Genomic DNA, 14627 nt, shown 5'->3' on the forward strand with positions numbered 1-14627 from the left:
TAGTAAAACTGACAATTTTAATTAAAATCCAAACAACAAACCACTTCTTAAATAAAACTCGTATCAAAAAAATCTCAATTTTAAAACAAATTTTAACCAATACCCTAAAAATAATAGGGGTCAAAATGAAAATTTAATAAAAATAAAGCACTAATCGTCATTTTTAAAAGGGGTGTTAAATCATTTTATACTTTTATCAAAATTTAAAACCAACTAACCATGCGAAAAATTATTTTAAGTGTGATTCTTATCACAATTTTGGTATTAACCTTTCTATCTAATTTTATCTTAACCGAAAATCCTGTTCCATCTGAAGCTGTTAAATTTGACACTGGAGATACTGCTTGGATGATTGTTGCAACTGCATTTGTATTGCTAATGACTCCTGGATTAGGATTCTTTTACGGAGGTATGGTAGGCAAAAAAAATGTAATCAGCACCATGCTTCAAAGCTTTATGGCAATGGTAATCGTAACAATTTTATGGGTAGTTATAGCTTTCGGACTAGCATTTGGTCCATCTATAAAAGGTATTATAGGCAACCCAACTTCTAATTTATTTTTTCAAGGTGTAGGAACGAATACTGCATGGGGCCTTGCTCCTACTATCCCGTTTATGTTATTTGCATTGTTTCAGGCTAAATTTGCTATTATAACTCCTGCTTTAATAACTGGTGCATTTGCAGAGCGTGTCCGTTTTTGGGCCTATTTATTATTCATGGTTTTATTTATATTAATCATATACGCTCCTTTGGCACATATGACTTGGCATCCAGAAGGTATTTTCTTTAAAATGGGAGTTCTTGATTTTGCTGGTGGAACAGTTGTTCATATGAGTGCTGGTTGGGCTGCATTAGCAGGAGCAATCTTTTTAGGAAAAAGAAAAGTTCAAAAAGTAAATCCTGCTCGTATTACTTATGTTTTATTAGGAACTGCTCTATTATGGTTCGGATGGTTTGGATTCAATGCAGGTTCTGCATTAGGTGCCAATGGTTTAGCAGTTCAAGCATTAGGAACAACCACAGTTGCTGCCGCAGCTGCTTCAATGGCATGGGTATTCCTTGATAAGATATTAGGTCACAAATTATCTGCACTCGGAGCTTGTATTGGAGCCGTTGTAGGTCTTGTCGCTATCACTCCTGCTGCTGGTTTCGTAAGTATCTCTCATGCAATCTTTATCGGAGCTTTTGCTGCTATTGTAAGTAACCTTGTAGTTAGTAAATTCCCTAAAGGAAAAATCGATGATGCCTTAGATGTTTTTGCTTGCCACGGTGTAGGTGGCATGGTAGGAATGTTGTTAACTGGGGTCTTTGCTTCTAAAGCGATTAATCCTGCTGTTGGAGACAATCAAGGGCTTGTTTTTGGAACTTCGACATTATTTACAAATCAACTAATAGCAATGGTTATCGTGTCTATTTTTGCTTTTGTAGGTTCTTATATTCTTTTTATTATTGTAAATAAAATTACCCCTCTAAGAGTAACAGAAGAAAAAGAAGAATTAGGCTTGGATATTTCTCAACATGGAGAATTCTTGTAGAAAGCAATCACAACCTAACACAAATAAAAAAGCACTCTAAGTATAAACTCAGAGTGCTTTTTGTTTGAATTAACTTCAACCATTTATTTTTTACTTGATACTTAAATCATATAATCTAAAAATCAACAAACTTCATTAATTATTTAAAATTTGAAATTCCTTCTTTTAACCAACTCAAATATTCGTCTGTACCAACGTAACTGATTGTAGGTTTAGATTTATTTAAATTATTACCTTCTAAATCAGTTAAAACATACAGCGGTTGTGTATTGGTTTTATACTTAGAAATCATAAAATCTGTCCATTTATCTCCAACAGTAATGATTTTATCTCCTGATTTCGTAACATATTGCTCATCAACTGGCAACTCTCTTTTATCATCAACATATAAAGAAATAAGAACGATATCATTTTTCAATATTGGCAATATTTTTTCATCCGACCAAACATTGTTTTCCATCTTTCTACAGTTCACACAAGCATAACCTGTAAAATCTAACATTATAGGCTTCTTAATTGATTTAGCAAAAGCTACTCCATCTTCATAATCATGAAAAACCATAATTCCGTGTGGTCCTAATTCTGCTCCATCAGGTAATCCTTTTTCTAATCCAGCATTTGAATTACTTGATCCCCCTACTCCAAACGGGCTTTCACTATATAATGGTGGTGGTGGAAAAGCACTAATTATTTTTAATGGAGCTCCCCAAAGTCCTGGAATTAAATACACAGTAAATACTAAAGTAAGTAATCCTAAATACAATCTACCAACCGAAATATGCGACAGAGGACTATCGTGTGGCAATGTAATTTTGCCGAATAAATATAATGTTAGTGCTCCAAAAATTGCAATCCAAATGGCAATGAAAACTTCTCTTTCTAATAAATGCAATTGTAGAACCAAATCAGCATTTGATAAAAACTTGAATGCTAAAGCCAATTCAAGGAATCCTAAAACAACTTTTACTGTATTTAACCATCCTCCCGATTTTGGTAATGAATTTAGCCATCCTGGGAACATTGCAAATAACATAAATGGTAATGCTAAAGCCAATGAGAAACCAAACATTCCAATAATTGGCCCAATAATACCATTTGTTGCTGCTTCAAACAAAAGTGTTCCAACAATTGGACCTGTGCAAGAAAATGATACAATAGCTAAAGCCAAGGCCATAAACAAAATCCCAATGATTCCACCTCTATCAGCTTGTTGGTCTACTTTATTTGCCCATGAATTTGGCAACATAATTTCAAAAGCCCCCAAGAATGATGATGCAAAAACCACTAATAAAATAAAAAACAGAATGTTAAACCAAACATTAGTTGCCAATGAATTCAAAGCATCAGCTCCAAAAATCCAAGACACTAAAAAGCCTAGTAAAACATAAATTACTATAATCGAAATACCATAAATGATCGCATTTCTAATTCCTGCTGCTTTAGTTTTACTTTGTTTTGTAAAAAAACTAACCGTCATAGGAATCATAGGAAACACACATGGAGTAAGTAAAGCTGCAAAACCAGACAAAAATGCAATGAAGAAAATAGACCATAAACTTCTTTGTGGAGCTGGATCTGGCATATCCTTAACTGGCATATCTGCATCAGCATTATCTTTTGCTACATCAGCAACTACAGTCCCAGCCGTAGCTTTTGCAGTATCAACAACCACCCCATCTTTTGGAGTTTCTTCCGCTTTTACTTCATCTATTTTAGCAACTGGTGCTGTTGCATCCATCTTGAATGAAGCTGGAATTGCAATAGAGAATTTTTTATTTAAATTGATACATACCTCTTTACAAATCTGAAAATCAAATTCGACTTCAATTGTTTTTATATCTGGATTTGTAATTGTTATTTCTTGTTCTATATGGGCTTTCCCTTCAAAGAAAGTCTCATTAACACCAAATATATCATTAAATGCTGTTCTGGTTTTTCCTTCTTTGGCCTTCCCAACCAAATTATAATTTCCTTTTTGGTTTTTAAAAGAAATCTCTAATGGTAGTGGTCCTCCATCTGGGGTAAATTGAGAGTATATATGCCAATCTTTCTCAATAGCTCCATCAAAAATTAATACAAAATTATTTCCTGATTTCTTTTCAATTTTAGAAGTCCATTTTACTGGTTCTAATATTTGTGCATTCCCTTTTGCAAAAGCAAAAAAGAAAAACAACAAAAACACGATCGAATTATTCCAAAATTGTTTTGATAGTAGAGAGGTTGATTTCATTATTGTAATTCTATTTTTAGTATCTTGTTTGTAGTATTTTCTATTTTAAAACGCTCATCTTGTCTGATTCCTACAACCCAAACAATTTGATTTTCCGAACACAAAATCCATGTGTTTTCTTTTTCAATCAACGATAATTTTTCATCTTTAAAAAGCTTACTTACTTTTTTAGATTTTCCATTCATTCCAAACGGATAAAAAACATCGCCTTCTTTCCATTTTCGTAAAAGCAAAGGAAACCGGATTTTTTCGGAATCCACAAATATAGCTTTATTTGAATCTATTGTTATGTGACCTACGTTACAGAGTTTTAATTTTAAGGGAAAATTAACTTCTTTATCGTTAATCTCTATGTAAAATTCTTCTTCTTTTATTTCAGGAATTGGGCTTAAAATTAATGTTGTTCTGTCTTTTATTAATCTGAATTCTGGCGAAAAAACTTGCTTACCCGACTGACTTTCAACCAATTCATAAATATCATCCCAAGCCGAAAATTCATATTCCTTTAGCCATTGATACAGATACGACTTATAATTTGCTAATCGTTTTAATTGATTCAAATCAAAGTGAATTTCATCATCAATTTCTTTAGCAACTTGCTGATATATCATAATCGAAGCATCTTCGACCATAATTTGTGCTTCTTGTAGAAACTCTTGAGTCTTCTGAAAGGCAGTTAAAAAATTAGGATTTATTTCCTTTAAAATTGGAACTAAATCATGACGAATTTTATTTCGTAAATATTTATTTGAAGCATTACTACTATCCTCACGCCATTCAATGCTATTATCCTCAGCATATTGTTTTATTTCTTCTCTCGAAAACAGTAAAAGTGGGCGAATAAGAGTATCGTTTTGCTCTGGAATTCCAAGTAGTCCTTCTAAACCTGTTCCTCGGCTCAAATTAATTATAAATGTTTCTAGGTTATCATCTGCATGATGTGCCGTTAAAATATAGTCATACCCTTTAGTCTCCAAAAGTTCATAAAACCAATTGTATCGTAATTCTCGCGCTGCAACCTGCGTTGAAAGCTTATAATCTTTAGCAAAAGCCTCGGTATCGAATTGTGTAACAAAAAAGGGGCATTTTAAAGTATCCGCAGCGGTGCTAACAAAATCTTGATCACCAAAACTTTCCAATCCTCGCAACTGAAAATTACAATGTGCTATCGCAAAATCATAATCAAGTTGAGCAAATAAATGTGCCATAACCATACTATCCAGACCACCGCTTGTAGCTAGTAGTAATTTCTTTTTTTCTAAAAAAGGAAATGTTTGAGTAACATGATTTTTAAATTTTTGAAGCATATCTTAATTTACGTCTTTTATTGAAATTTGGTTTTACAAATCGACTGGTTAAAAATACAAAATAGATTTGTTAACTATTGCAATACTTGCTGCATCGCTTTTGCCTTGAGCAAACACTCTTCGTATTCTTTTTCGGGAGTCGATTGTGCTGTTATGGCACTACCAACTGAAAACGAAATATATTTTTTTTCTTGATTGTATAAAATACTTCGGATAACTACATTAAAATCAAAATCCCCTTCTGGTGTAAAATAACCTACTGTACCACTATACAAACCTCGCTTGGTTTCCTCTAGTTTGTCAATGATATTCATTGCTGAAATCTTTGGTGCTCCTGTCATACTTCCCATTGGAAAAGTTGTTTTTAAAACATCAATCGCTGAATATTGAGCATCTAACTTTGAAGTAATCGTAGAAATCATTTGATGTACCTGCAAAAAAGAATAAATTTTGCATAATTCCACCACTTTAACTGAGCCTTTTTGAGCCGTATGTGATAAGTCATTCCTAACTAAATCAGTAATCATAATATTCTCAGCACGTTCTTTTGAATCTGCCTCCAATTGCATCTTAGAATTCTCATCTGCTGTGGTATCCACAAAGCGTTTAGAAGTTCCTTTTATAGGCTGTGAGATTATCTGATCTCCTATTTTACGAATATATCTTTCTGGCGAAGCCGATAATAAAAACTGTTTGTGATTTTTAAAGAAAACAGTTAATGGTGCTTGAGATATTTCATTCAGTTTTTCAAATTTTTCTAATGGATTGATAGCAGCTTCTTCTGCGTAAAACTCCATACAAAAATTAGCTTCATAAATATTTCCACGATGAATATGCTCCAAAACTGAATTTACTTTCGAAATATAGTCTTCTTTCGAAATTCGTTGCCTTACCTCTACTTCACTCAGTGTACTATATGGCTGCGACTCAAGTTCGATAATCTCGCTATAATCATCTTCTAGCTCATCATCACACATCGATAAATATTGAATCTCTAGTTGGTTCCCTTTCAACAAAAATATTTTTTTAGGCTGAAAGAAAAATAAATCTGGAAATTCTAAGCCATCAAAATTAGTAGATTGTAATTCTTCGATGTCATTTTTTAAATCATAGGTAAGATAGCCAAAAAGCCAATCTTTAGTTGTTTGTTGGTATTGTTTTAAATCCTCGAATGCGTTATGGAAATCGGTTTTTATTGATGTAAAAGCATCGACAGCCAGCAAACAATCGAAGCTTGAATATTCTTGTGGATATGAATTACTATCCATAAAAACGACTTCTCGGTATTGTTGTGCCCAAACTAAAAGCTGCTGTTTAAAAGCTGCTGGATTTGGTATATGCTTATAAATTGAAACTCTCAAAAATTATTTTTTTTTAATGCTTCAAAATTACGACAAAAAAATTCCTTCAATTAAGTAATCTCAAAAAATATTGGCACGCTTTTTATTACACCACATAATAACCCTTTTTTAAAATTGATACGATTATTGAGACAAAACTACTTATCCCCTATTTTTAAAAAAACTATTTACGTAACCCATTTATTAATTAATAATTATATCAATCACCTATGAAAACAATTGCAAAATTTAGCTTGACTACATTAGTAATCATCGCTGTATTATTTTCCTGCAAAAAAGCAGATACTATGACTGAAGATTCTATTTCTGAATCTTCTAATAGTACAGATAATATTATTTCGTCATCGGCAGCCGTTGAGAAAAAAGATAGCAGCCATAAATTTATTCGAACCGCCGATATAAAATTTAAGGTCAAAAATGTAGCAAAATCTACTTATGCAATTGAAAACGCTACCATGAAATTCGGAGGTTTTGTTACTTACACCAATTTACAAAGTACAATTCATGATGAAATACAAACCAAAATAAGTCAAGACAGTACTTTGCAAACCACAAAATACTCTGTAATAAACGACATAACAATTCGTGTTCCTAACACACAACTAGATACCGTTATAAAAACAATTGCCAAACAAATTGATTTTCTGGATTATCGTATCATCAAAGCCGATGATGTCTCATTAAAACTACTTGCTAACCAATTAGCACAAAACAGAAGTGCAGAAAACCACAAAAGAATTGAAAATGCAATTGATACTAAAGGCAAAAAAATAAATGATGTAATGGAAGCTGAGAATACGCTTGCCGCACAAAAAGAACAAAACGATTCTAGTAAAATTGAAAAATTATCTTTAAAAGACCAAGTTAATTTTAGTACCATTACTTTACAATTATATCAAAATCAATCTTTAAAACAAGAGGTAATTGCCAGTATTAAGGATAACAATACCTACAAACCAAATATTGGTATCGAAATTATAGATGCTTTAAAAAGTGGCTGGTACATGTTACAAGGAATAATTGTATTTTTCTTAAACATTTGGCCTTTTATCTTAATAGGTGCCGGAGGATTTTTTCTTTATAGAAGATATGTTAAAAAACAGTCATAAATATAAGAAATCATGTATTTATTTATAGCGTAAAAATCACTACATTTGATATAGACTTAAACAAATCACAAAACCAAACCAAATAGTTTACATAATTCATAATAAATTAATAATTAAACACGTTTTTCAATTATTAAAATCAAGGTAGTTTTACATCAAAAATTGTATTTTTTTTAACCTATAAAAATCATCTATATCATGAAAATCGCCACTATTATTATCAGAACTTTAATTGGTCTTTTGTTGCTTTTTGCTTCTATAAGTTACTTTTTACACTTAATGCCTGAGCCCGAAGTAACAGGGAATTTTAAAGCATTTAATGTAGGTTTAATTGCCTCGACTTATATAATGCCATTAGCAAAATCAATAGAATTAATTTGTGGTATTGCCTTTGTAACTGGTCGTTATGTAACTCTTGCCAACATTTTAATTCTCCCTATTACCATAAATATTTTATTTATTAATTATTTTATGACTCCTGAGAATTTGCCTATTGCTGGATTGTTGTTTTTAGGGAATCTATTTTTAATTTACAGATATTGGGATAATTATAAAAGCGTATTTACCGCTTAATTTACCTCAATAATTTCCATAAAAAAACCCGACTATGAGTCGGGTTTTTTATTTTATATCAAGATGTACTACTATACGTGTAGTGCTCTATTATCTGTAGCTGCCAAAGCTGCTTCTTTTATTGCTTCTGCAAATGTTGGATGCGCATGGCTCATTCTTGAAATATCTTCAGCTGATGCTTTGAATTCCATAGCTGTAACTGCCTCTGCAATTAAATCAGCAGTACGTGCTCCAATCATATGCACTCCTAAAACCTCATCAGTTTTAGCGTCTGCAATGATTTTTACAAATCCGTCTAAATCTCCACTTGCTCTTGCGCGTCCTAAAGCTTTAAATGGGAAACTTCCAACTTTATATTCAGCTCCTGAAGCTTTTACTTGCTCTTCTGTTTGTCCAACAGCAGCAACTTCTGGCCAAGTGTATACAACACCAGGAATTAAATTATAATCGATATGTGGTTTTTGACCTGCAATGATTTCAGCAACCATTGCTCCTTCTTCTTCAGCTTTGTGTGCCAACATTGCTCCACGAACAACATCTCCAATTGCATAGATATTTGGAACATTTGTTTGTAAATGGTCATTTACTTCAACTTGTCCTCTATCTGAAATTTTCACTCCTGCCTTATCAGCATTCAACCCGTCTGTGTATGGACGACGTCCTACAGAAACTAATGAATAGTCTCCTTCTAAAGTAATTGTTTCTCCTTTTGCATTTTCAGCTTGAACTACAACAGCATCACCGTTTCTTTCTACTGATTTTACTTTATGAGAAACGTAGAATTTCATTCCTTGTTTTTTCAATACTTTAGTTAATTCTTTAGACAAAGCTCCATCCATTCCTGGAATAATTCTGTCCATAAATTCAACTACAGAAACTTGCGCTCCTAAACGTAAATATACTTGTCCTAATTCGATACCAATAACTCCACCACCAATAATAACTAGGTGTTTTGGAACTTCTTTCAATGCTAATGCTTCTGTAGAAGTAATGATTCTTTCTTTATCAATTTTGATAAAAGGTAAAGACGAAGGCTTAGAACCTGTTGCAATAACTGTGTTTTTAGCTTCGATAGTTTCTGATGTTCCATCTTCTTTTGCAATAGCAATGTGTGTCGCATCAACAAATGAACCTAATCCTTTAAAAACAGTAATTTTATTTTTATCCATTAAATAATTAACCCCACCAGCTGTTTGGTCTACAACCGCTTGCTTGCGAGCAATCATTTTCTCTAAATTGATTTTTACATCACCAGAAACTTCAATTCCGTGATCTGCAAAATGCTTAATCTCTGCATAATGGTGCGAAGATGCCAATAATGCTTTTGAAGGGATACATCCTACATTTAAGCATGTTCCTCCAAGTGTATTGTACTTTTCGATTATAGCTGTTTTGAAACCTAATTGTGCGCAACGAATTGCCGAAACATATCCGCCGGGACCTGAACCTATAATGACTACGTCAAATGAACTCATAGTTTTTGATTTTTTATTTTTTAGCGATACAAAATTAAGGAATTAAGTTTTGTTTAAACTTTAAAATTAGAGTTTTTTCTCAGGATTTCTTGATGTATGGAAAACTTATTGTAATAAATGCATAAAAATGTTAAATTTTCTCTCAGATTTAGCAAAAAAAGCAGATTCCTGAAAAATTATCTCTGAGACAAAAAGTAAAACTGCAAAGACACTAAATTTTAAACAATTTAGCTAAAGCCTTTACTCCTAAAAAAACTTAGAACCTCAGCGCCTTCTATAATTACTCACACAGATTAAACAGATTGAGCAGATTTTTTCAATTCTCATAAAAACGCGAAGACACAAAAGATTTAAAACAATTTAGCTAAAGCCTCTACTCCTAAAAAAACTTAGAACCTTAGTAACTCAAAACCTCAGCACCTTTCATAAAAACCTTTGTTGCTTTATCCCTCTGAACCTTTGCTACTAAAAAACTTAGAACCTTAGCAACTCAAAACCTCAGCACCTTTTATAAAAACCTTTGTCGCTTTGTCTCTCTGAGCCTTTGCTACTAAAAAAAACTTAGAGCCTTAGCAACTCAAAACCTCAGCACCTTTTATAAAAACCTTTGCTCCTATAAAGAAATCACTGTTGTATTCTTCACCTCACTAATCATAAAAGTACTTTGTGTACTACCTATATGCTGTAGCGTTGTAAGTTTGGTGACCAAAAACTCTCTATAAGCTTCCATGTCTTTTACAAGCACTTTTAGAATATAATCATAATCGCCACTTACATGATGGCACTCAAGAACTTCTTTTAACTGAGTTACTTCACTTTCGAATCTAGTTAAGAACTCTTTAGTATGCTGAATAAGTTTGAGGTGACAAAAAACTACAAATCCTTTTTCTATTTTAGACTTATCCAGTAAAGCTACATATTTATGTATTATACCTTCTCTCTCCAGTTTTTTTATTCGTTCGTAAACAGCCGTTACGGAAAGGTCTAATTTTAAAGACAATTCTTTGGTTGTTTTCTTACTATCTGTTTGGAGTAATAATAGTAGTTTTTTATCAATTGAATCTAGTGTCATTGTTTAGTTTTTTTTTAGACTGAAAAATAATCTATTTAAATCTTATTTTAAAAGTAAAATTAGACAATAACTCTAAACAAATAACATTATACAGATTAAAAATCTAAATATTAAGATTATAATTGATTATTATTCTAATATTTTATTATTTTGAGTAAGAATTCTAAGCTACTCGAGTTTCATAGCCCCGATAGTAGCGGCATCCTTTTTCTTGCCATCCTGACAAAGGAAGGATTACAAGGAAAAGATATAGCGAATAGCGGGATTAGCTCCTCACTCTTTGGCTTTGCTTTGAATGAAAAATAAATACTAACTAGAGAATGAAATTGCTTCGTTTCTCATAATAACATAACAATGGAAAATTTTAATCCGGCTGATAAGATTCAGGATTTGCAGTATTTTGGGGAATTTGGCGGTGTAAACCCTTCTATTTCGGACTCTTCTACCTATACTTTCCTTTCGGCAAAAACAATGTTTGACACTTTTGAAGGGAATATGGAGGGTTGCTATTTGTATTCACGCCATTCATCGCCGAGTAATTTATACTTAGATCAAGCACTTGCTGCTATGGAAGGAACGGAAACCGCAAATGTTTCGGCTTCAGGAATGGGAGCCATTACGCCTACGCTAATGCAGTTGTGTAGCGCTGGTGATCATATTGTTTCGAGCAGAACTATATATGGTGGAACGTATGCTTTTCTTAAAAATTTCACTCCAAGGTTTGGTGTAAAAACAACTTTTGTAGATATTACAAAACTTGATGTTGTAGAAGCTGCCATTACTCCTGAAACTAAAGTTTTATACTGCGAAACAGTAAGTAATCCTTTATTAGAAGTAGCAGACATAGCAGGCTTATCTCGTCTTGCAAAAAAACACAATTTAAAATTGGTTGTCGATAATACGTTTTCACCTTTATCTGTTTCACCAGCGAAATTAGGTGCCGATATTGTAATTCACAGCTTAACAAAATACATAAACGGTAGCAGTGATACTGTTGGTGGTGTGACTTGTGCCTCTAAAGAATTCATAAATAGTTTAAAGAATGTAAATAGTGGTGCTAGTATGCTTTTAGGGCCTACAATGGACAGTTTGCGTTCGGCTAGCGTGATGAAAAACTTACGTACTTTACATATCCGTATCAAACAACACAGCCATAATGCTCATGTTCTAGCTGATAAATTTGAAAAAGACGGACTTAAAACTGTTTATCCTGGCTTAAAAAGTCATCCTAGCCATGAGTTATACAAAACAATGATTAATCCTGAATATGGTTTTGGTGGAATGCTTACAATAGACGTTGGTTCTCTGGCTAAAGCCAATGAATTGATGGAGTTAATGCAGAAACGAAATCTTGGATATTTAGCGGTAAGTTTAGGTTTTTACAAAACTTTATTTAGCGCTCCTGGAACCTCAACTTCTAGTGAAATTCCACTAGAAGAACAAGCTGAAATGGGTTTAACCGATGGTTTAATTCGTTTCTCGATAGGATTAGATAATGATATCGAAAGAACCTATCAGATGATGAAAGCCTGCATGGTTGAGCTTGGGGTTTTATAAACACGAAACATTTCTTTATAAATAAATTTGCTTAATTTTAATTGGTTTGTTTGGATCCGCTAGAGATATCTCTAAGCGGATTTTTTATTATAAAATTAAACTTCCCTAACCTACTTAGATTTTGAAATGCTGTTGCTTTTTTACTAGAGCTAAAAATAAAAATCCGTTCTGAATTATTCAGAACGGATTTTTATTTTAGACTTCTTAATTTTTCTAATCTAGTTAGCTCTCAACTTTTAAACTGAAAACTGTAACTAAAAACTAAGACTATTGTTTCTCAAAATTAAGTTTACTATTTTTTCGGCTAAAGCTAAAGTAAATACATAGTCCTATCAGTAACCAAACTGTAAAGTAAATCCAGTTCCAAACGCTTAATTCTGCCATCATATACAAACAGCAAATTAACCCTAATAATGGAATTAATGATAAATTTTGTTTGTAAGCCCAAACAGTCAATCCTACCAAAACAATTAAGAAAATCCACATTGGTATTTTGTGTTTAAACAAGCTTAGTCCACTTTCGTACTTAATAGAATCTGCTACTGGTAAACCTGCAATTACGCTTGCATACTTAGCTTCATCTTTTTGATATTGCTTTAAGATTTGTTCTAAATCTGGCTTTTCTGTTGTAGCATTATTAGCATCAACAGTTACTAAATAATCGTATACTTTTTTTGTATGGCTTTTATCCAAAGAAGTGATTATATCTGCTGATTCATTAATTTGAGTTTCATTCATAATAAAACTCATGGTTGCTTTCTTGTTGTATCCAAAAGAAAACACTAATCCAATAATCAATAATATTGGCATTATAAACTTTGAATTTATATAAGGTGTCTTAAATTTTCCTCTTGGAATATTTGGCTTATTCTGTAATACTAAAACTCCTGCACAAACCAATACAAAGGCAAACAAAGTTCCGATACTACATAAATCGGTAACCATTGTAAGATTTAAGAATAAAGCAGGAACAGCAACTACAAAACCTGTAACAATAGTAGCGTATGATGGTGTTTTAAATTTTGGGTGTACTTTAGAAAAACGTTTTGGTAATAATCCATCTCGACTCATGCTCATCCAGATACGAGGTTGTCCCATTTGGAAAACCAATAAAACGCTCGCCATAGCTACTACAGCACTTACTGCTATAATTCCAGACATCCATTTTAGATCTAATTTCTCAAATACAAAAGCAAGTGGATCTCCAACATTAAGTTGATTATAGCTCACCATTCCAGTAAGAACCAATGCGATTGCTATATATAAGATGGTACAAATTATAATAGCCCACATCATTCCTCGTGGTAAATCACGTTGTGGATCTTTACACTCTTCGGCTGTTGTTGAGATAGCATCAAAACCAATATAGGCAAAGAATACTGCTGAAACTCCTTTTAAGACTCCTGTTACTCCATTTGGTGCAAAAGGATCCCAATTGGCAGTATCTACATAGAAAACACCTACTGCAATTACCAAAAGCACAACACATAACTTTACTACAACCATAATATTACTTGCATTACGAGACTCTTTCATCCCACGGTAAATCAATGCTGTAATCAAGATAATAATCAATAAGGCTGGTAAATCGGCAACAAAATGAAATGAACCTATCAAAGGTGATGTTGTCCATGCTGTATATGCTGATTGTAAGGCTGGTTCTAAATTCTCGAATGATTTCCCTCCATGCATTAAAGCTGTAGCATCATTAAACCCATTAGAAGCTGTTAAATAATCCATCTGAACCCATTGGGGTAAATGGATTCCTCCGCTGGCGAGCAATCCTGTAAAATAATCACTCCACGATATGGCGACGGTTATATTACCGACCGAATATTCCATTATCAATGCCCAACCAATGACCCAGGCTATAATTTCACCAAAAGCAACATACGAATATGTATAAGCACTCCCTGAAACAGGAACCATCGAAGCAAATTCCGCATAGGCAAAAGCAGCAAAACTACAAGCAATAGCTGTAAAGAGAAACAAAAAAATAACAGCTGGTCCACCATCGGCACTAGCTTTTCCAATTGTACTAAAAATACCCGCACCTACAATTGCAGCAATACCAAAAGCTGTTAAATCACGCGCTGTTAAATGCTTACCTAATGAATCACTTCCATTGGCGTTGTTCTTCTCAACTTGACTTAAAATATCTTGTACTGTTTTTTTTCGAAATAGACTTGAAAATGACATAGATGTAGTTACTATTAATAATTAATTTATTTCAGGCTTTTTGCTTTTATTTTACAAATAATGCAAAAATTATCCTGAAATCAAATATATAAAACGATTTTGTTTTGAAACACTTTTGATTAACTTTTTATTAATACCTAATATTAAGTAAAAAAAGTGACATTGCGCGAATCCAACCTCAAGTTATACAAAATGAGATCATTATCTC

General features: G+C 32.8%; 10 protein-coding genes. 4 read left to right on the forward strand and 6 right to left on the reverse strand.

What is annotated here, in order from left to right; genetic code table 11:
• The first annotated feature begins 219 nt into the window (after positions 1–219).
• Complete coding sequence (locus tag LNQ49_RS06215; protein WP_229987812.1) at positions 220–1536, forward strand: ammonium transporter; 1317 nt, start codon at positions 220–222, stop codon at positions 1534–1536.
• 139 nt (positions 1537–1675) lie between these two features.
• Here the strand turns inward: LNQ49_RS06215 and LNQ49_RS06220 are convergent, their stop codons facing one another.
• The 3 genes from LNQ49_RS06220 to LNQ49_RS06230 all read right to left on the reverse strand — a co-directional run bounded on the left by LNQ49_RS06220 (position 1676) and on the right by LNQ49_RS06230 (position 6434).
• Positions 1676–3766, reverse strand: coding sequence for a protein-disulfide reductase DsbD family protein (locus LNQ49_RS06220; RefSeq protein ID WP_229987813.1), 2091 nt, complete (start codon positions 3764–3766; stop codon positions 1676–1678).
• Entirely contained in the window at positions 3766–5073 is a 1308-nt protein-coding gene (gene tilS, locus LNQ49_RS06225) for a tRNA lysidine(34) synthetase TilS (protein WP_229987814.1), read from the reverse strand. Before tilS ends, LNQ49_RS06220 begins: the two co-directional genes overlap by 1 nt.
• A 74-nt stretch (positions 5074–5147) precedes the next feature.
• Positions 5148–6434 carry an anthranilate synthase component I family protein gene (locus LNQ49_RS06230; protein WP_229987815.1) on the reverse strand — a complete coding sequence of 429 codons (1287 nt, stop codon included), beginning with the start codon at positions 6432–6434 and terminating at the stop codon, positions 5148–5150.
• Positions 6435–6643: 209 nt separating this feature from the next.
• Here LNQ49_RS06230 and LNQ49_RS06235 point away from each other — a divergent pair, with 209 nt between their 5' ends.
• Both LNQ49_RS06235 and LNQ49_RS06240 read left to right on the forward strand, forming a co-directional pair.
• The gene (locus tag LNQ49_RS06235) at positions 6644–7543 is read left to right on the forward strand and encodes a DUF4349 domain-containing protein (RefSeq protein WP_229987816.1); all 900 of its coding nucleotides are present in this window, start codon (positions 6644–6646) and stop codon (positions 7541–7543) included.
• 198 nt (positions 7544–7741) lie between these two features.
• On the forward strand, positions 7742–8116 hold the full coding sequence (locus LNQ49_RS06240) for a DoxX family membrane protein (protein ID WP_229987817.1): 375 nt from the start codon (positions 7742–7744) through the stop codon (positions 8114–8116).
• 71 nt (positions 8117–8187) lie between these two features.
• On the opposite strand, the gene lpdA is transcribed toward LNQ49_RS06240, so the two are convergent.
• Both lpdA and LNQ49_RS06250 read right to left on the reverse strand, forming a co-directional pair.
• Positions 8188–9591, reverse strand: a complete 1404-nt coding sequence (lpdA, locus tag LNQ49_RS06245; protein WP_229987818.1) for a dihydrolipoyl dehydrogenase — start codon at positions 9589–9591, stop codon at positions 8188–8190.
• A gap of 613 nt (positions 9592–10204) precedes the next feature.
• A complete protein-coding gene (locus tag LNQ49_RS06250) occupies positions 10205–10663 on the reverse strand; it encodes an Lrp/AsnC family transcriptional regulator (RefSeq protein WP_229987819.1) in 459 nt (152 codons plus the stop codon).
• Between the two features lie 354 nt (positions 10664–11017).
• On the opposite strand from LNQ49_RS06250, the gene LNQ49_RS06255 reads away from it, so the two are divergent.
• The gene (locus LNQ49_RS06255) at positions 11018–12220 is read left to right on the forward strand and encodes an aminotransferase class I/II-fold pyridoxal phosphate-dependent enzyme (protein WP_229987820.1); all 1203 of its coding nucleotides are present in this window, start codon (positions 11018–11020) and stop codon (positions 12218–12220) included.
• A gap of 267 nt (positions 12221–12487) precedes the next feature.
• On the opposite strand, the gene LNQ49_RS06260 is transcribed toward LNQ49_RS06255, so the two are convergent.
• Entirely contained in the window at positions 12488–14419 is a 1932-nt protein-coding gene (locus LNQ49_RS06260) for an amino acid permease (RefSeq protein ID WP_229987821.1), read from the reverse strand.
• Positions 14420–14627: the final 208 nt, after the last annotated feature.

Origin of the sequence: Flavobacterium pisciphilum (assembly GCF_020905345.1) — a bacterium.
Lineage (GTDB): Bacteria > Bacteroidota > Bacteroidia > Flavobacteriales > Flavobacteriaceae > Flavobacterium > Flavobacterium pisciphilum.